Raw genomic sequence first — 18,878 nt, 5'->3', positions numbered from 1 at the left:
AAGTGAAGGAGGTTAGATCTTCATGGCAGCAAAAAAAGTTAGTCGTAAACGCCGTGTGAAAAAGAATATAGAAACTGGGATTGCACATATCCATTCTACATTCAACAATACAATTGTAATGATCACTGATAGTCATGGTAATGCATTGGCTTGGTCATCAGCAGGATCATTAGGCTTTAAAGGAAGTAAAAAATCAACACCGTTTGCAGCTCAAATGGCCGCAGAAGCTGCAACTAAAGCAGCACAAGAACACGGACTTAAAACTGTTGATGTAACAGTTAAAGGACCAGGTTCTGGACGTGAAGCAGCGATTCGTTCATTGCAAGCAACAGGTTTAGAAGTGACTGCAATTCGTGACGTGACTCCAGTTCCTCATAATGGATGCCGCCCTCCAAAACGCCGTCGTGTTTAATGAGTGCCACTCATTCTGAGTTTGAATTAAGAACGTCATTGAACAAGACACTTTTCGTTTTGAAAGGGGTATAGATAAGAATGATTGAATTTGAAAAACCAAGAATCGAAAAAATTGATGAGAATAGAGATTATGGCAAGTTCGTCGTTGAACCACTGGAAAGAGGTTACGGGACTACTTTAGGTAATTCTCTACGTCGTATTTTATTATCTTCTCTGCCGGGAGCGGCTATTACAAATATTCAGATCGATGGTGTGTTGCATGAATTCTCTACCATTAAAGGTGTGAGAGAAGACGTAACTCAAATTATTTTGAATATTAAAGGTTTAGCTCTTAAGCTTTATGCGGAAGAAGAAAAAACCCTTGAGATCGATATTACAGGACCTGCTACAGTAACTGCTGGCGATATTATTGTCGACAGTGATGTTGAGATCCTAAATAAAGATTTAATTATCTGTAGTGTCTCTGAAGGAGCTACTTTCCATGCTCGCTTAACTGTGAAACCTGGTCGTGGCTATGTTCAAGCAGACGAAAACAAAAAGGAAGATATGCCAATTGGTGTTCTCCCTGTTGATTCCATCTATACACCAGTTCGCCGTGTGAACTACCAAGTAGAAAACACTCGTGTTGGTCGTCGTGATGACTTCGACAAATTAACAATGGAAATATGGACTGATGGTTCAATCATTCCTCAAGAAGCCCTTAGCTTAGCTGCTAAGATTATGACGGAGCATTTAGACATCTTTGTTAACCTTACTGACGAAGCGAAAAACGCTGAAATCATGGTTGAAAAAGAAGAAACACAAAAAGAAAAAATGCTAGAAATGACCATCGAAGAACTAGACTTGTCTGTTCGTTCATACAACTGTTTAAAACGTGCAGGTATTAACACTGTACAAGAACTTACAAATAAATCTGAACCAGAAATGATCAAAGTACGTAATTTAGGTCGTAAATCTCTTGAAGAGGTTAAACTAAAACTACATGATTTAGGTTTAGGCTTACGTAAAGACGATTAATACTTTTTACGAAGGAGGAAAACCAACGTGGGTTATCGTAAATTAGGACGCACATCAAGCCAACGTAAGGCAATGTTGCGTGACTTAACTACTGATTTAATTATCAATGAACGTATCGTTACGACTGAAGCTCGTGCGAAAGAAATTCGTTCGACTACAGAAAAAATGATTACTTTAGGCAAACGTGGAGATCTTCATGCTCGTCGTCAAGCAGCTACTTTTGTACGTAATGAAGTTGCTAGCGTTCGTGAAGAAGACAAAAAAATCGTTGTTGAATCAGCTTTACAAAAGTTATTCAATGACCTTGCACCTCGTTACGCTGAACGCCAAGGTGGTTACACTCGTATCTTGAAGACAGAACCAAGACGCGGAGATGCAGCACCAATGGTAATTATCGAATTTGTTAAATAATCAAACTATACCGTCACTTTATAGATGATTCTTTTAGAGTGTTATGATGTTGGAGGCGACTCCTAGTCTAGCTCAACGCTTTCCCTGCCGGACTTGTCTGGTAGGGAAGCACTCATCATAGATAAGGTGTATTTTTTTGTCCTAAGAATTTATTCTTAGGGCTTTTTTGTTTTATTGGAGTAAACCTGATTATTTTTGTTATGTTATTGCATCCGGGTGTAAATTTTAGTATACTTTTATTAGTCGGAATTTTCTGACAAAATAAAGGGGTTTTAAGGGGGAGTAACATGGCACAAATGACAGCTTTTACGTTACTAATGGGAATTTTATACATTGGAGACGTTGTATCAAGCAAAACAAAAGCATGGATTTCATCGGTTTTTGTCTGTGCAGTACTATTTGTTATTGGTTATTGGACTTTTTTTCCAGAAAACATTGTTGAAATTGCTGGGATTCCGCCAGTTGTTGCTACATTATTAATGTATTTGCTGATTACTAATATGGGGACACTGTTATCAATCAAAGAATTGGGAAATCAATGGAAAACGATTGTGATCACACTTTCAGGCATTTTAGGTATTGTTGTTTTATTATTAACAGTTGGATCATTGATTTTCGATTTTAAGACCGTATTGGTTGCAGTACCACCTTTAGTTGGAGGGGTTGTTTCTTCTTTGATTATGTCAGAAGCCGCTCAAACAGCTGGATTGACATCATTATCAGTATTGGCCATTTTGATTTATGTGATGCAAGGGTTTGCCGGCTATCCTTTAACTTCGATTATGTTGAAAAAAGAAGGAAAACGAATGCTTGAAAAATATCGTAATGGAGAATGGACACCTGTTCATGAACAGGAAGCTGGGCAAGAAGAGACAGTTGATGAAGATATTCCAAGATTGTTTAGCAGTGTACCTAAAAAGTATCATACTGATTTTTCTCGAATTTTTCGTTTAGCGATTGTGGCTTTATTAGCCTATTATGTTTCAGTATGGAGTGCGCCATTTGTAGCGATTAGTCCATTTGTTTTATGTTTATTTTTTGGAGTTATTGCTTCTTCTGTAGGTTTTCTAGAAAAACAACCATTGAAAAAAGCGAATAGTTTTGGTTTTGCTATTTTAGGATTAATGTTATTTATCTTTGATGGGTTGAAAAAAGCAACACCAGAAATGTTAGAAGAATTATTTCTACCAATGGTGGGTATTATTATTATTGGTGTGATTGGGATGTATTTGTTTTCAGCTATTGTAGGAAAGTTGTTAGGTGTTAGTAAAGAAATGGCCTTTGCGGTGTCACTGACTGCCTTGTATGGATTTCCAGCAGATTATATAATTACCAATGAAGTCATTCAGTCTTTGACCGAAGATGAAAAAGAGATAGAAGCTCTAACAAGTCATATGATGCCGCCGATGTTAGTAGCAGGATTTATAACAGTGACAATTGTGTCAGTTGTCTTAGCAGGAATTTTTTCGAGTATTTTATTAAGTCTATAGAAGTGAGGGAATGAAATGAACGAATTAAAAACTTTGGTACAAAAGTATAAACAAGAAATGATCGATTTCAGAAGAGATCTACATCAACACCCAGAATTGCAATTTGAGGAATTTAGAACGACAGAAAAGGTTGCTGAAACGTTAGATAAAATCGGTATTCCTTATCGTAAGACCGAACCTACAGGAATCATTGCAGAATTAGTTGGCGATCAACCAGGAAAAACAGTAGCTTTGAGAGCTGATATGGATGCATTACCTGTTCAAGAGCTAAATGATGGCATCTCTTATAAGTCATTAGAAGATGGGAAAATGCATGCTTGTGGGCATGATGCTCATACAGCGATGCTTTTAACTGCTGCAAAAGCATTAAAAGAGGTGCAGTCAGAAATTAAAGGATCTGTACGTTTTATTTTTCAGCCATCAGAAGAAAACGCTCAGGGAGCAAAAGCGATGGTCGCACAAGGTGCGGTAGAAGGAGTAGACGATGTTTTTGGGATTCATATCTGGTCACAAATGCCCTCTGGAACAGCTTCTTGTGTAGTAGGCTCATCATTTGCTTCAGCGGATATTTTTTCCATCGACTTCAAAGGACGTGGTGGACATGGTGCAATGCCGGATGCCTGTGTAGATGCAGCAGTGATAGCTTCTTCATTTGTTATGAATGTGCAAACTGTCGTTTCTAGAGAAACCAATCCGTTAGATCCTGTTGTAGTGACCGTGGGTAAAATGGATGTTGGTACACGATTTAATGTGATCGCTGAAAATGCTCGATTAGAAGGCACTGTACGTTGTTTTAGTATTGAGACGCGTGATCGTGTGGAAAAAGCTTTAAAACGCTATGCTGAGCAAACTGCGGTGATGTATGGCGGTACAGCTACGGTAGACTATAATTATGGAACAGTTCCTGTAATCAATGACGAAGAAGATGCATTATTTGCTCAAGCAATCATCAAAGAGAGCTTTGGTGAATCAGCGTTAATTCAAGAACCACCAACCACTGGGGGAGAAGATTTTAGTTACTTTACTGAGAATACACCAGGATGTTTTGCTTTAGTTGGTTGTGGAAATCCAGAGAAAGATACAGAATGGGCACATCATCATGGGCGATTTAATGTGGATGAAGATGCGATGGAAATAGGAGCAGAGTTGTATGCGCAATATGCTTTTGAGTATTTAAATAAATAACGGATTATTCGAGTTTAAAGGATAGAATGAAACTAATGTTTTAGTTTTGTTCTATCCTTATTTTAGTTAGTAATGAGAGATCATCAATTAATTGCTAAAAAAATTCTGTCATGACAGATAAGAATACACATAAATTGACTTATTTTGTTATAATAGACAATAGTGCAAAGAAAAGAATAGATGATTGAAAAAACACTGATTTTTTGTTAGTGTTAGGAAGACTAAATAATTGAGGGAGTACGCGATGCAACCGATAATTGAATTAAAAAATATCGATTTTAACTATCAACCTGAAGATGCTTCTCCCGCGTTGAAAGATGTATCTTTTTCCATCCAACAAGGCGAGTGGATTGCTATAATTGGGCATAATGGCTCAGGAAAATCAACGTTGGCAAAAACGATCAATGGTTTATTGCTGCCAGCTTCTGGCAGTATTGCAGTTGAAGGCAAAGAATTGAACGAAACCAACGTTTGGGATATCCGCCGTATGGTGGGGATGGTGTTTCAAAATCCTGACAATCAGTTTGTTGGTTCAACTGTAGAAGATGATGTGGCATTCGGCTTAGAGAATCAAGGCATACCTCGCGAGGAAATGCTTGTTAGAGTCAAAGATGCTTTAGAGAAAGTTCGAATGGATTCATTTGCTACACGGGAACCTGCCCGCTTATCAGGTGGTCAAAAACAGCGTGTAGCTATTGCTGGTGTGGTAGCTTTGCGCCCAGATATCATTATTTTGGATGAAGCGACAAGTATGCTTGATCCAGAAGGACGCGAAGAAGTTATCTCAACAATCAAAAAAATCAAAGAAGAAAGCAATTTGACGGTCATTTCAATTACCCATGATATTGATGAAGCTGCCAATGCGAATCGAATTCTAGTAATGAAACAAGGGGAATTAGTTGGTGAAGGCACGCCAGCAGAAATTTTCTCTGCCGGAACTGACTTGATCCAAATGGGCTTAGATTTGCCTTTTCCAGAAAAATTAAAAATAGCACTAAAAAAACGCGGAATTGATGTTCCGAAAGAGTACTTGACCGAAGAAAGGATGGTGGACTGGTTATGGACATCCGTTTTGAACAAGTAGATTTTACCTACCAGCCCAATACACCATTTGAACAACGAGCATTATTTGATTTGAATCTAACAATCGAAGATGGCTCTTATACGGCAATCGTTGGTCATACAGGCAGTGGCAAATCTACGCTATTACAGCATTTGAATGCTTTGGTTAAACCGACAAAAGGAACAGTAACGATCGGTGATAGAACAATTGTGCCTGAAACAAATAATAAAAACTTAAAACCAATTCGTAAAAAAGTCGGAATCGTATTTCAATTTCCAGAAGCGCAATTATTTGAAGAAACAGTTGCTAAGGATATTGCATTTGGACCTAAAAACTTTGGAGTCTCAGAAGAAGATGCTGCAAGTTTGGCTGCCGAAATGTTAGGTTTGGTCGGGCTAGATGCGAGTTATTTGGAACGTTCTCCTTTTGAATTGTCAGGTGGGCAAATGCGTCGAGTTGCAATTGCGGGCGTTTTAGCAATGGAACCAGAAGTTTTGGTATTGGATGAACCTACAGCAGGCTTAGATCCTCAGGGACGTAAAGAAATGATGGAAATGTTCCAACGACTACATGAAGAACGTGGGATGACTATTGTTTTAGTGACTCATTTAATGGATGATGTTGCTAATTATGCAGATCATGTGATCGTATTAGAAAAAGGAAAAATAGTAAAATCAGGAATACCACAAGAAGTTTTTCAAAATATCGATTGGTTAAAAGAAAAACAATTAGGTGTTCCGACTGCGGCTTCTTTTGCAGAAAAATTGGTGAATAAAGGAATGAACTTTGATCATTTACCATTAACAGCCGATGCCTTAGCAGATGAATTGTTAAAAGGCTTCAAGAAAGCAGGTGAAGGCCAATGATGAACAAGTTGATTTTTGGTCGGTATATTCCTGGAAATTCGTTTATTCATACAATGGATCCAAGAGCTAAGCTGGTTGCTAGTTTTTATTTTATTGGGATTATTTTTTTAGCGAATAATTGGCAAACGTATGCTATGTTAACTATTTTTACATTATTTGCAATTTTTTTATCGAAGATCAATATTCGATTTTTTATTCGAGGGATCAAACCATTGATTTGGTTGATTTTATTCACTGTTGCTTTACAGATGTTGTTTACGCAAGGTGGAGAGGTCTACTTTAAATGGGGGATTTTTACACTTACAGAATTTGGTATAATGAACGGTTTGATGATCTTTTGCCGTTTTGTATTGATTATTTTTATGTCTACGTTATTGACATTGACAACTCCACCGTTGGATTTGTCAGATGCGATTGAGTATTTGCTGCGACCACTGAAAGTCCTTCGTTTTCCTGTTCATGAAGTGTCATTGATGTTGTCGATTGCTTTACGTTTTGTTCCAACTTTAATGGACGAAACAGAGAAAATCATGAATGCGCAACGTGCTCGCGGTGTAGATTTTGGTGAAGGAAATTTAATTCAAAAGATGAAGGCTGTGGTACCGTTATTGATTCCGTTATTCGTTAGCAGTTTTAATCGAGCAGAAGATTTAGCGACTGCGATGGAAGCTCGTGGGTATCAAGGTGGAGATGGTCGGACGAAATATCGAATTCTTCATTGGCATGTAAAAGATACGGCAGTGATGCTGGCGTTTGCAGCTTTGACTGTGGTCTTGATTTTATTAAGAAGTTAGAGTAAAGGGGAAAAGAAATGCCACGCTATAAAGCGATAATTGCTTATGATGGAACGAATTTTAATGGATTTCAAGCTCAGCCGAATGGACGGACGGTTCAAGAGGAATTTGAAAAAACATTAAGAAAAATGAACAATGGCAAAACGATCACGATTTTTGGTTCTGGTCGGACAGATGCTGGTGTTCATGCTGAAGGACAGGTCATTCACTTTGATTATCCGCAAGCAAGAGAGTTAGAAAGAATGCGTTATGCGTTGGATACACAAACGCCTGAAGATATCGCAGTAAAAAGTGTGGAGATTGTTCCAGATGATTTTCATGCACGGTATCATGTAGTTGAAAAGACGTATCAATTTCGAGTAGATATTGGTAAACCAAGAAGTCCGTTCAAACGCTTTTATGCGAGTTATTTTCCTTATCCAGTTGATGTGGAAAAAATCCAGCGAGCGTTGACTGATTTAATAGGTACTCATGATTTTACCTCATTTTGTGCTTCTGGTACGGAAATAGAAGATAAAGTCCGCACGATTCATGAAGCTAGTTTAACGGTCAATGAAGCAGGCGATGAGTTGATTTTTACATTTCGCGGTGATGGCTTTTTGTATAAAATGATTCGGATCTTAGTAGGGACCTTGCTCAAGATGGGCAATGGCCGGATGGATGAAACATTGATTCCAGAAATTATCCAAGCGAAAGATCGAAATTTAGCTGGACCAACAGCACATCCAGAAGGATTATATTTAGTTGAAGTAAAATACGAATAAAATAATAATTCCTTATTTAAAAGAAAAACAGGCATGATACGTGCAGCCACCCTAAACGTTAGATTTTATGGTCTAATTTTGTGGGTGGCATCCGTGTCTACCTGTTTCTTTTTTTGAAATAATTTAAAATGCGATCAAAGGCTAGTTTATGTCTCTGATAAATTTATCTTTATTCTTGAATAATATTCTTCTTTTCAAATAGCTGCTGCAGAATTTTATACAGATCAGCTAAATCTTTGTTACTGTAAGATAAATCCCAAAAATACAAAGGGATATCTGGATATTTTTTTCTAGGAAGCAAGGATGAACTGATAACTAAATCATAACTGTCATTTTGTTCTTCCTGATAAGGCGCAGAGTCCACAAAACCTAAATCATTTAAAAACTGATAAATCATTCTAACTAACGTAAAATTATGTTCAAAGGCAACACCGACTTTTAGATGTTCAGAGTGTTGTGGTTTGTCATAAGAAGGAAGTAGAACACTTTTAAATGCTGCAATCAAAGGTTTTTTGATCGTGTAAACAAATTTGTATTCCTTCTCCTGAGCCTTTTCATCGAAAAATTGTTGAAGTTTTCTTTCAAGGGATTCATCGGCTTTTTTCTTTTGCTGGGGAATCTCAACTAATTTTTGCAGGTTCGGAAAAGGTTGGCGTAAGACAAAAAACGTAAAGGTAATATTTAAAAGATTACCAATAATGATTGGCTTATCAAGAATTTCTGGTTCCTTTTTGAAGATATTGATTTTAGCATAAGCGATAAACTCTTGAACTAACTCATAGACTGGATTTGGACGAGTTGAAAAATCATGTAACGTTTGAAACAATGAAGGGTCGTCATCCAATGTATAAAATGGTGCATAATGTGATAAGAAAAAGATAAAACTACTTTCAGCTTTATTATGTTCAGGTGATAATGTCTGGATTGGACCAAGCTCTTTATTTAAGCGATCAAAATCATAATAAGGGTTGTCCATTAATAAAAAATCATAACGTTCATCGTAGCTAACAAAATATTTTTTTCGCGTGCGACAAAGAAAGATTGCTGCAAAATAGGTTAGCTCTCGGCTCCCCAAATAAGTTCTTGATAAAGGAAAGTACTCAGCAAAAGCTTCAGCAAGTTTTTGAGCATCTTCAATAGCTACACTTTTAAATGGCCAAGTGGTTCCTCTGGTTCCTAACCAAAGCGCATCAAAAAGGGCTACTCTCACAGAGCGTTCATCACCAGTTAAGTTTGCTTCAGTATATGTAAATCGTAGATTGAATTGCTTTACATGATTCTTTAAAGGAAGCATTTTTCTAGAGACAGTGGAACGGCTAACATAGTAGCGTTCACAAAAATCATCAATATTGGGAGAATCATGATTTAAAAAATAAAAGATATATTGAAACGGCACCGATTTTTTCAATAGAAAGTAACGATACTCATCAATTGTTACCAGTAATTTTGTACTGTCGATTTTCCCAGCTTTTTTTAGGATCGATGGATGCGTGCTGATTATTTTAACTAAGTCATTATTGATTTCAGTAACGATAATAGATGTTTGTTGGTAATTTAAAAATAGTTCTTCAGATAATTGGGTAATTGAGATATCCGTCTGATTGATTTGTGTGATTCGCTTAAAAAGGCTAAACTTTGCCAACATTCCCGAATCCATCATCAATTCTTCATATAACATGCTAATCACTTCCTTGCTCCTATTCTACTGTACTTTGTAAGCACTTGTCAGCTAAGACGATAATTTGAGTATATTTAGTAATCAATATTTTACATAAAGGTTTTTTAACGAAAGAAAAAGATAAGGTAAGAACTCTCAGAGTCGCACCTTATCTTTTTTCCTATTCAGAAATAGCTTCTTTTTTTAACATGACCCAAATCAAACCAATGAAAAAGCCAATTACAGCCGGAACAACCCAGCCCATACCGATAGTAAACAAAGGTAGATAGGTTTCAGCTGTTTTTAAAATAGTTGCAATAAATGTATTAGTTTTGATGAAATCTGGTGAGCTATTCAACGCGTCAAGTAAGGCAGCAAATAATGTTACATAAGTGGTCATACGATAAACTTCTTTACGATGTTTGAACAAGGGACTGATGATTACTAAAATCATTAAAGTCATAGCCAAAGGATAAAGAAACATCAAAACAGGAATCGAAAATTGAATGATATTCGTTAACCCAACATTTGCAAACAAACAAGGTAAAATACTAGCTATCGCAATGTAAAATGCATAAGAGCCTTTGGGGAACAGTTCGCTGAACGTTTCAGAACAAGCTGTAATCAGCCCAATTGCTGTTTTTAGACAAGCTAAAATCACGATAAAGGCGAGTAAAATACTGCCTAAGTTACCTAAATAATGATTCGCGATTTGCGCTAAAGCAATGCCGCCATTGTCACTGATTGGGAATCCACCTAAACTCATTGTACCCATATAAGATAATAACGTATAAATGATTCCCATCAAGACAACACTGATTGCGCCAGATTTTATAGTATCTTTAGCAATATCATTTGGTTTTTCCACACCCATTCCTCGAATGGTTGAAACAATAATGATTCCAAAAGCTAATGATGCCAATGCATCCAAGGTGTTATACCCTTCAGTAAAGCCTTTGAAAAAGGGATTTTCAGCGTATGTAGTGCCAACGGGTGCAGAAGCTACAGATCCTAATGGAGTAATAAATGCAAACAAAATCAAAATAGCCAATAAGAATAAAAATAACGGATTTAAAAACTTTCCGACATAGTCCAACAATTTAGATGGTTTACGTGAGAATGCCCAAGCAACCAAGAAAAATAGTGCTGAAAAAATAGCTAAAAATAACTTGTGCTGGTCGCCTGAAATAAATGGTGCTAAACCAATTTCAAACGACGTTGTTGCAAGACGAGGCAAGGCAAAAAATGGCCCGATCGTCAGATATAACAACACAGTAAAACCAACAGCGTAGCGTCGATTTACTCGAGTTGCCAAATCAAAGACACCATTACTTTTTGAAATACCAATGGCAATTACACCTAAAAAGGGCAAACCAATCCCTGTAATCAAGAACCCAAGATTTGCTAAAAAGATATTTGCTCCAGCTTCTTGTCCCATATGAACCGGAAAAATCAAATTTCCAGCTCCGAAAAACAAGCCAAATAGCATGGAACCTACATAAAGGTAATCACGCCAGGTTAATTTTTTTGTCAAAATTCAACACTCCTTAAACGTTATTCTTAACTAAAATAACAGAATAAGTAGTCGACAGCAAGCGAATTTTCAGAAAGGGCTAGATGTTTTCTGAAAACATTAAAACTAACTGAGATTAATCTATAAAATAAGCAAATTGATAGTCATCACAGAACCGTCCATTGATAAAAAATTCATCTTTGAGTAAAGCTTCTTGGATAAATCCATTTTTACGATAAAACTGGATTGCTTTCGTATTAGCGCCCATGACTCGTAAAGAAATTTTATGAATGCCCTCATTAGTAGCAGCTTCTTTTAAATAATCCACTAATTGACGTCCAATACCCAAAGATTGGCTTTCAGGATGGACCCCGATGCCGAACATCCATTGCTTTTTATGAGATAGTAACGGTGTAGGGTGATGCACATCGATAAAACCATGAACCTTGTTTTCATCTACAGCAACAAAAATAAGTCGTCCTTCGATCTTTTCTTTGTATTCATCAACCGATTCATAATAATGAAGTACAGGAGAATTGTGATTGTTCCAAATTGTATTTTCTATCTCAAGTAACCCAGGAAAATCATTTTCCTCAACGGCTCTGATCATTATCTTCTTTTCCATTATTATCCTTCTTTCATCTATCTATTTCTTTAAATCTTTCTTCTAATTTAGTTTTATGTGAAGTTAAAATATCTTCAAAACGGATATCGTATTTATCTGCAAGAATAAAGATATTATCTAACACATCTCCAAGTTCTTCAGTTAAATCCTGAATCAAAGCTTCTTTTTCTTGATTTTGTTCATCCGGACGATCCCGACCGATTTCTAAAGCACGCACAGCTCGTGCGACTTCCCCCGTTTCTTCAGCTAAAAATCCTACTCGAATGAACGGATTAAGAGCATACCAATTCCTTTTTTTATAAAAATCACTAATCCATTTTTGATAATGTTTAAGTTCCACACAATCCCTCCTGTCTATTTTACTATGGTAGCATATCAGACTCAAAATGAAAAAAAGTGTTTTATTGCAGTGAAACATACAATTATTTTTAGAGTCAAAGCAAAGATTTTCTATTTGTAGTATCATAATCAAGTGAAGGAACATTTCAAAAAAATGAAGGGAATGGAACATATGACCACATTTTATTTTGTTAGACATGGAAAGACTGAATTGAACTTGAGCTTGCGATTTCAGGGAGGAGAGATTGATTCTCCGTTGTTGCCTGTAGGAGTTGAACAAGCAATCCAAGCTGGTCGTTATCTTTCTGATGTACGTTTTGATGTAGTTTCTGTCAGTACTCAAAAGCGTGCGATGGACACAGCTAACTATCTTCTTAAAGAAAATAATTTTTTAGATGGGTTGACTGTGCAATATCATGATTCATTAAGAGAAATTAAATTCGGTAAACGTGAAGGCGTTGAAATTGATCACACAGATGAACAAACTGACCATTTACGCAATCGCCCAGATTTATATGATCCTACAGCTTTTGAAGGGGAAACGATAGATTCTTTAGTTGCACGTTCGACTAAAACAATCGAAAAACTTAGTGAAGCCTATCCAGATGGAAAAGTATTGATCGTAGCTCACGGAGTGTTACTGATTACTCTGATCAACGCTTTAGTAGGAAAAGAAAAATCTAAATGGCGTGAAGGTGGTCCACTGGCGAATACCAGTATCTCAATTTTAGAGAACGACCAGAATAATAAAATCTATACAATCAAATCGTTTAATGATAGTTCATATCAATCACAAAATGAAGAAGCATAAATTAGGTAGATTAGGTGGAAATTTTATGGAAAAAATGGCAGTTTACTGTGGTGCTAGTGTAGGGAATAAGGCAATTTATCAGGAGCGAACAAAAGAATTAGGACAATGGATGAGCAACAATCAATATGACCTTGTTTATGGCGGAGGCAATGTCGGTTTAATGGGAGTTTTGGCAGATACGGTTATTGAAAATGGCGGTAAAGCAATTGGTGTTATGCCGACATTTCTGCTAGATCGGGAATTAGCTCATCAAAATATTACCGAAATGCATATCGTAAATGATATGCACGAACGTAAAAGAAAAATGATCGACTTGGCAGATTGCTATTTGGCATTACCAGGAGGTCCAGGAACCTTAGAAGAAATTTCAGAGGTCGTTTCTTGGGGAAGAGTGGGGGAACATCAAAATCCTTGTGTCTTTTTTAATGTGGATGGGTATTATGATCTGCTGGCAGAATTCTTTGATAAAATGGTTTCAGATGGCTTTTTAACAAAAGAAGATCGGGAAAAGATTTTCTTTTCTGATTCGTTGGAAGAAATCAAAACATTCATCGATTTGTTTACGCCGCCAACAATCAGACAATATAAATAAACAGTATTTTTGACAATTTTTAGGCCTAATCATTGATAGAAATTAGCTTGAGGATAATTTTAGAAGGTTGTCTCCTTCAGCCATATTTTATGGGCGATACTTAGTTGGTGAATAGAAATTGAGTGTGAAGTGTTGAATTAATTTCTTATATTTTTCAAACGTAAAATCTTGGGAATTAGATAAGACATCGAATACTACGCCGTGTTCTTTTACACGAAGATTGGTATCATGATAATCATTTTTTAAATAGAATTCTTTTCTTTTTACACGTTGTTCATAATTGTTAAATGTCTTTTCTACAGTTTCGATATTTAACGCTATTTCATGATTTTTGTACTGAACATTGATCCAATTTAATATCTTCGATCCATAACCTTGGGATCGTATCTTGTTGTTCGTTGCTAAATAAAGAATAAAAAGCGTGTTTTCTTTTTTGACTAAGTAAGTGAAGCCACATAATTTATTTTTATCATAGAAAGCTAAAAATTCTATCCCCTTTCTACAAGACAATAAACGCAATAACCAGATTGGAAATTGTTCATTTGTTGGGAAAGACATTTTAAAAAGATCAATAATAGTAGAATATTCGGGTAAACTTCTTGATACTGGTTTGGCTTTTAACATGATGACCTCCTATAAAACTGTTATGTTAGTTTATTTATTTTCCTTAAAATAAATTTCTCAAAACTTGAGAGAAACTTTATTTATTAATTATATAGGTTCAAGTTACTTTAATGTCAATCGGTTTTTAGTGAATTTCGAAATAGTATGGTCGGATTAAACTGAACAAAAAAATCACAGGAGACCATTATAAAAATGATATCCTGTGATAAATAACTTGATTTATGATTTAGATAAAATTCGATGTAAAAATTCTTTCGTCCGTTCTTCTTTTGGATGAACAAAGATATCATCAGATGTGCCTTCTTCAGCAATCACACCTTTATCCATAAAGATCACACGATCTGAAACCTCTTTGGCAAATTCCATTTCATGCGTTACGATAATCATCGTTAAGCCTGTATGAGCTAAATCTTTCATTGTTTTCAGCACCTCACCAACCATTTCAGGATCAAGTGCTGAAGTTGGTTCATCAAAAAGCATTACATCAGGGTTCATAGATAAGGCACGAGCGATTGCGACACGCTGTTTTTGTCCTCCAGAAAGCTGTGATGGTTTTGCATCAATAAAGCGTTCCATACCAACTTTATCTAAGTTTTCCAAAGCAATTTTACGTGCTTCCTCTTTGCCTCGTTTTAAGACAGTAATTTGTCCTGATGTGCAATTTTCTAACACATTCATATTATTAAATAAGTTAAAGGACTGGAAAACCATGCCCAAATGTGTACGATATTTTGGTAAGTTATAGCCACGTTCCAGCACATTCTCACCATTATAGATGATTTTGCCGCCAGTTGGTTTTTCTAATAAATTGATGCAACGTAAAAGAGTGGATTTACCAGAACCAGAAGAACCGATGATGGTTACAACTTCTCCTTTATTTACTGTTACATTGATATCTTTTAAAACTTCATTTTCACCGAAGCTTTTTCTTAAATGTTCGACTTCAATCATTTGGTTCATCATTATATCCTCCTGTTTTAAAAATTAGCTTTCTTTTAGATTTTCTGCTTCCTCTAATTTTACATAAGCAGAAGGGCCATCCATTTTCTTTTCAACGACACGTAAGATACGTGTGATTGCATATGTCATGATCAAGTACATGATTCCTACAATCGTAAAGGTTTGGAAGAATTGGAAGTTCGCGCCAGATGCTGAATTTCCTTGGAAGAATAAGTCTGCTACACCGATAACGCTTAACACGGCAGTATCTTTAATATTGATAACAAATTCATTTCCGGTTGCTGGTAAAATATTACGCAATACTTGAGGAACAACGACTTTACGCATTGTTTGACCATGAGTCATTCCGATTGCTTGAGCTGCTTCAAATTGTCCTTGATCAACAGCGAAGATCCCGCCACGGACAATTTCAGACATATAAGCGCCCGTATTAATAGAAACAATAAACAAGGCTGCAACTGTTCGGTCTAAAGAAATCCCAAAGGCCAAGGCCAAACCATAGAAGATGACCATTGCTTGTACCATCATAGGCGTACCACGGAACACTTCAATATAGATAGAAAGCAAGGCGTTACCTAATTTTTGGAAGAAACGTTTCACTTTATTTTCAGATTCAGGAATTGTACGAACGACACCGATTAATAAACCTAAAGTCGTTCCCACAACTGTTCCGATCAAAGCGATAAATAAAGTTAAACCTGCACCACGCAAGAACATCCCGCCGTATTGATCCCAAATATTTTTAAAATCAGCTAAAACGCCTGTTTTTTTACTATCACTTGTTTCGGCAGCTGGTTGGTCTTTGACTGCTTGATCCATGATTTTTGTACGTTCTTCTGAAGAAATACCAGATAAAATTTGATTAACATTACTGATTTCTGGATCTGCTTTACGCATACCGACTGCGATTTGAACATCTTCGGCATTTGTTTGGAAACCATTTTCTTTAGCGAATTCCAGCATTTCTAAGTCTTTATTAACACTTGTAGCAGTTACGCCTTCTGGTCGTTCGCTGACATACCCATCGATCATGCCAGAAGCAAGGGCCGTTCTCATTGCGGAGAAATTATCCATTGCTTGTTGTTGATTCACACCAGGAATTTGATCGATCACACTATAATGGAAGGTGTTTAACTGTGCTGTAATTTTAGCACCAGATAAATCTTTTAAATTTTTCGCCTCAGCAAATTTTCCTTTTTTCTGAACAACGACTACTAATTGTGATTCATAATAAGGATCAGTAAAATCGATCTCTTTGCGACGTTCAGCTGTTGGACTCATCCCAGCAATAATCGCATCGATTTTTCCAGATTGTAGGGCAGGTGCTAGACCGTCCCATTTTGTTTGAACGATCACTAGTTTTTTATCCAGTCCATCTGCAATTTTTTTCGCGATTTGGACATCGTAGCCTCCTGCAAAGGAAGAATTTCCTTGGATAGGAACAGCACCGTTTGCATCTGTTTTTTGTGACCAGTTAAATGGTGCATAGCCTGCCTCCATTCCAACACGGAATTCACCGTTTGTATTTCCTTCTGCTTGGCTGAATAGTGGAGCGCAGAACACGCTTAAAATGATTGCGAATAATAAGCCAAGTGAAAATGATTTCTTGTTCATGTTTTTCTTCCTTTCTTTTAACTCTTGAATTTTTTCTACTATAATTTAGTTTAAAGAGTTTTGAAGAATGTGTCTAACATATCCTTCTTTACGCAAAAAAACAACCATACAAATGCATGGTTGCCTACTATCGTCAGGTACTCTCAACAAAAACATAGCGCAACTTAGCATCACTACTAAGACAGTCCGTAACCTATTCGCTTACGTCCCAACACATAACAGAGAGGCTGTTATGCATTTCGGCGCTTTTTCCTAGACTTGTTTCAATGTGACCTCTCACTCCGCAAGCTTAATAAAAAACGCAACCTCTACCTCAATTTGAGGTACTATTTAATTATCAGATTCAAGTGTAAATTGTAAGTTATTTGACGGAAAAAGTCAATGTTTTACTTAAGCATGATTTCTCATTCAATTTTTCCTAAATTATTTAAACGGAGTATTTTTAAATCAAAAAAGGAGAGATACAAAACTAAAAGATAGTTCCGAATCTCTCCTCTAAAGTACAAGGATTAAATTTACATTTTTCTAACAAAGAAATAATCTTTTACAAGATTAGGATTTTTCTTATCGACATACATAATAACAATGTCGCTATCAGTCAATTTTCTATCCATACTGATATCGTATAAAGAAGGAATCATGGGCTGACCAAGTGTCAATGGTTGAACATTATAGACACCACTGCCGCTAGCAACATTCATTTCACCGATTTTCAGCTCATATAATGGATTTAGTTTGTTTAGGTGGAAAAAGGTAACTGCTTTTTTATCAGCGGTTGATTGTACTTCAACAGACTCCTTTATATCTTGTTTAGAAAAATATAATCCAGTTTTTGAAGGAAAAGTCATACTGACAGGTTGCAAGGTTTCATTGATTGCAACTGTAATATATTTCTCTATGTTTCCATCACTAGATAGGATTAAAATTTCTGCTGAGCCAGCTGCTACACCTGTAATTTTACCATTGTCATCAACCGTGGCAATAGCATCGTCACTTGAAAGCCAGAACAATTGTTTATAAGTTGTGTTTTCAGGTAAGACAGATGCTTGGAGTGTTGTTGATTCTCCAGTCGTTAATTCAAGATATTCTTTTTCAACGACAATTTCTTTGGGTGCAACTTGATTTACAGTAACGTCAATATACTTTGTGATTTTTCCATCAGCGGTTGATACATCAATAATAGTAGAACCAGGGGTTACTCCTGTGATACGCCCATTGGCATCAACTGTAACGATCTCTTCGTCTGTTGTATCCCATTGTAATTGCTTATTCGTTGTATTTTCAGGTAAAACAGAGGCTTTAAGCTCTATAGATTCTCCAGCATTTAATTCCACTTCTTCTTTTTCAACGACAATTTCTTTAGGAGAAATTTCAAGCGGGGTAGATGTTTCACCGATATGTTCTAAAATAAAATCATAATAATCTGAAGTTAATTTTAAACCGATATTCCTAGTTGTCGCACCAGATGAATGAACAGCGATGATTTCATGATTTTCATTAAAAACAGAGGAGCCAGATTGTCCACCACTAGTATCGAAATTATAGTAGAGTCGAGTAGCAGTTTGTCCGATAACCTTTCCTTTTGTTTCCCACAAGGTAGCCCAAGGTTTGTCTCCTGGATACCCCGTACTTGAGAGCGAACTTCCGATTGTTACGGAATCAGTTAAAGCAATCGGATTTTGTTTGACCACATCACCAATACTTTGCCCATTGTTTTGTTCAAGAGTAACAACAGCGATATCACTATCAACATTTGGTTCAGTCAAATATTTTTGAGGAATATGAACCTCTTTTATTTTGAATTTTCCGTAAGGTAGAGTTGCACCGTCTCTTCCAGGAGAGACAAAGATAGAGTCTTTGTTTGGATTATCTTTAATTCGTTTTACAACATGTGCGGCTGTTAAAACAGTGTTCTTTCCTATAACAGAACCTGATCCGTGTGAGCCATCAGCTGCGATGAATACAGTACTTTGATAGGGAGCGATGGTGGTATCTGTAACCGGAATACGATCGTCTATACCAATAATGGAACGAGGTTCGATTCCCCATGCTTGTGTTGCAGGAGTTAAACTAACAAGAGATGTTCCCAGGAAAAAAATACCAATTAAACCTAATATAATTTTTTTCAAAATAAATAAT

The 18,878-nt window shown here is 36.4% G+C and carries 19 protein-coding genes and 1 riboswitch; of the genes, 11 read left to right on the top strand and 8 right to left on the bottom strand.

Annotated features, from left to right (window positions below; genetic code table 11):
• The first annotated feature begins 22 nt into the window (after positions 1-22).
• The 9 genes from rpsK (at position 23) to truA (ending at position 8,004) form a co-directional block, all read left to right on the top strand.
• Positions 23-412, top strand: coding sequence for a 30S ribosomal protein S11 (gene rpsK, locus JZO69_RS13395; protein WP_010761668.1), 390 nt, complete (start codon positions 23-25; stop codon positions 410-412).
• Positions 413-492: 80 nt separating this feature from the next.
• Positions 493-1,431: a DNA-directed RNA polymerase subunit alpha gene (locus JZO69_RS13390; RefSeq protein WP_010761667.1), complete on the top strand. Its 939-nt coding sequence runs from the start codon at positions 493-495 to the stop codon at positions 1,429-1,431.
• A gap of 27 nt (positions 1,432-1,458) precedes the next feature.
• Positions 1,459-1,842 carry a 50S ribosomal protein L17 gene (gene rplQ / locus JZO69_RS13385; RefSeq protein WP_207113371.1) on the top strand — a complete coding sequence of 128 codons (384 nt, stop codon included), beginning with the start codon at positions 1,459-1,461 and terminating at the stop codon, positions 1,840-1,842.
• Between the two features lie 287 nt (positions 1,843-2,129).
• Entirely contained in the window at positions 2,130-3,332 is a 1,203-nt protein-coding gene (locus JZO69_RS13380; RefSeq protein WP_207113370.1) for a hypothetical protein, read from the top strand.
• A 15-nt stretch (positions 3,333-3,347) separates the two neighbouring features.
• Positions 3,348-4,517, top strand: coding sequence for a M20 family metallopeptidase (locus JZO69_RS13375; protein WP_207113369.1), 1,170 nt, complete (start codon positions 3,348-3,350; stop codon positions 4,515-4,517).
• Positions 4,518-4,761: 244 nt separating this feature from the next.
• Positions 4,762-5,601, top strand: a complete 840-nt coding sequence (locus JZO69_RS13370; RefSeq protein WP_207113368.1) for an energy-coupling factor ABC transporter ATP-binding protein — start codon at positions 4,762-4,764, stop codon at positions 5,599-5,601.
• Positions 5,577-6,446 carry an energy-coupling factor ABC transporter ATP-binding protein gene (locus JZO69_RS13365; protein WP_207113367.1) on the top strand — a complete coding sequence of 290 codons (870 nt, stop codon included), beginning with the start codon at positions 5,577-5,579 and terminating at the stop codon, positions 6,444-6,446. The genes JZO69_RS13370 and JZO69_RS13365 overlap by 25 nt, the downstream gene beginning before the upstream one ends.
• The gene (locus JZO69_RS13360) at positions 6,443-7,240 is read left to right on the top strand and encodes an energy-coupling factor transporter transmembrane component T family protein (RefSeq protein WP_207113366.1); all 798 of its coding nucleotides are present in this window, start codon (positions 6,443-6,445) and stop codon (positions 7,238-7,240) included. Before JZO69_RS13365 ends, JZO69_RS13360 begins: the two co-directional genes overlap by 4 nt.
• 17 nt (positions 7,241-7,257) lie before the next feature.
• Positions 7,258-8,004 carry a tRNA pseudouridine(38-40) synthase TruA gene (gene truA / locus JZO69_RS13355; protein ID WP_207113365.1) on the top strand — a complete coding sequence of 249 codons (747 nt, stop codon included), beginning with the start codon at positions 7,258-7,260 and terminating at the stop codon, positions 8,002-8,004.
• 169 nt (positions 8,005-8,173) lie between these two features.
• Here the strand turns inward: truA and JZO69_RS13350 are convergent, their stop codons facing one another.
• From JZO69_RS13350 to JZO69_RS13335, 4 genes are all read right to left on the bottom strand, one after another.
• Entirely contained in the window at positions 8,174-9,682 is a 1,509-nt protein-coding gene (locus tag JZO69_RS13350; protein ID WP_207113449.1) for a helix-turn-helix domain-containing protein, read from the bottom strand.
• Positions 9,683-9,842: 160 nt separating this feature from the next.
• Entirely contained in the window at positions 9,843-11,195 is a 1,353-nt protein-coding gene (brnQ, locus tag JZO69_RS13345) for a branched-chain amino acid transport system II carrier protein (RefSeq protein WP_207113364.1), read from the bottom strand.
• 115 nt (positions 11,196-11,310) lie between these two features.
• On the bottom strand, positions 11,311-11,799 hold the full coding sequence (locus JZO69_RS13340) for a GNAT family N-acetyltransferase (protein WP_207113363.1): 489 nt from the start codon (positions 11,797-11,799) through the stop codon (positions 11,311-11,313).
• A 13-nt stretch (positions 11,800-11,812) separates the two neighbouring features.
• Positions 11,813-12,139: a MazG nucleotide pyrophosphohydrolase domain-containing protein gene (locus JZO69_RS13335; protein ID WP_207113362.1), complete on the bottom strand. Its 327-nt coding sequence runs from the start codon at positions 12,137-12,139 to the stop codon at positions 11,813-11,815.
• Positions 12,140-12,310: 171 nt separating this feature from the next.
• Between JZO69_RS13335 and JZO69_RS13330 the strand changes: the two genes are divergently transcribed.
• Positions 12,311-12,949, top strand: a complete 639-nt coding sequence (locus JZO69_RS13330) for a histidine phosphatase family protein (protein WP_207113361.1) — start codon at positions 12,311-12,313, stop codon at positions 12,947-12,949.
• 25 nt (positions 12,950-12,974) lie between these two features.
• Positions 12,975-13,541, top strand: coding sequence for an LOG family protein (locus JZO69_RS13325; protein WP_207113360.1), 567 nt, complete (start codon positions 12,975-12,977; stop codon positions 13,539-13,541).
• Positions 13,542-13,628: 87 nt separating this feature from the next.
• Here the strand turns inward: JZO69_RS13325 and JZO69_RS13320 are convergent, their stop codons facing one another.
• The 4 genes from JZO69_RS13320 to JZO69_RS13305 all read right to left on the bottom strand — a co-directional run.
• The gene (locus tag JZO69_RS13320; RefSeq protein WP_207113359.1) at positions 13,629-14,165 is read right to left on the bottom strand and encodes a GNAT family N-acetyltransferase; all 537 of its coding nucleotides are present in this window, start codon (positions 14,163-14,165) and stop codon (positions 13,629-13,631) included.
• A 219-nt stretch (positions 14,166-14,384) separates the two neighbouring features.
• Positions 14,385-15,125 carry an amino acid ABC transporter ATP-binding protein gene (locus JZO69_RS13315; RefSeq protein WP_375270045.1) on the bottom strand — a complete coding sequence of 247 codons (741 nt, stop codon included), beginning with the start codon at positions 15,123-15,125 and terminating at the stop codon, positions 14,385-14,387.
• A 24-nt stretch (positions 15,126-15,149) separates the two neighbouring features.
• On the bottom strand, positions 15,150-16,739 hold the full coding sequence (locus tag JZO69_RS13310) for an ABC transporter permease subunit (protein ID WP_207113358.1): 1,590 nt from the start codon (positions 16,737-16,739) through the stop codon (positions 15,150-15,152).
• 147 nt (positions 16,740-16,886) lie between these two features.
• A riboswitch (Lysine riboswitch) is annotated at positions 16,887-17,058 on the bottom strand.
• A gap of 196 nt (positions 17,059-17,254) precedes the next feature.
• Positions 17,255-18,878, bottom strand: a 1,624-nt coding sequence (locus JZO69_RS13305) for an Ig-like domain-containing protein (RefSeq protein ID WP_207113357.1), incomplete at its 5' end; no start/stop codon positions are given.

It is taken from the genome of Candidatus Enterococcus ikei (assembly GCF_017316105.1).
GTDB classification, from domain to species: domain Bacteria; phylum Bacillota; class Bacilli; order Lactobacillales; family Enterococcaceae; genus Enterococcus_L; species Enterococcus_L ikei.
Note: the sequence above shows the minus strand (reverse complement) of the source record. Positions and strands in the feature narration are given on the sequence as shown.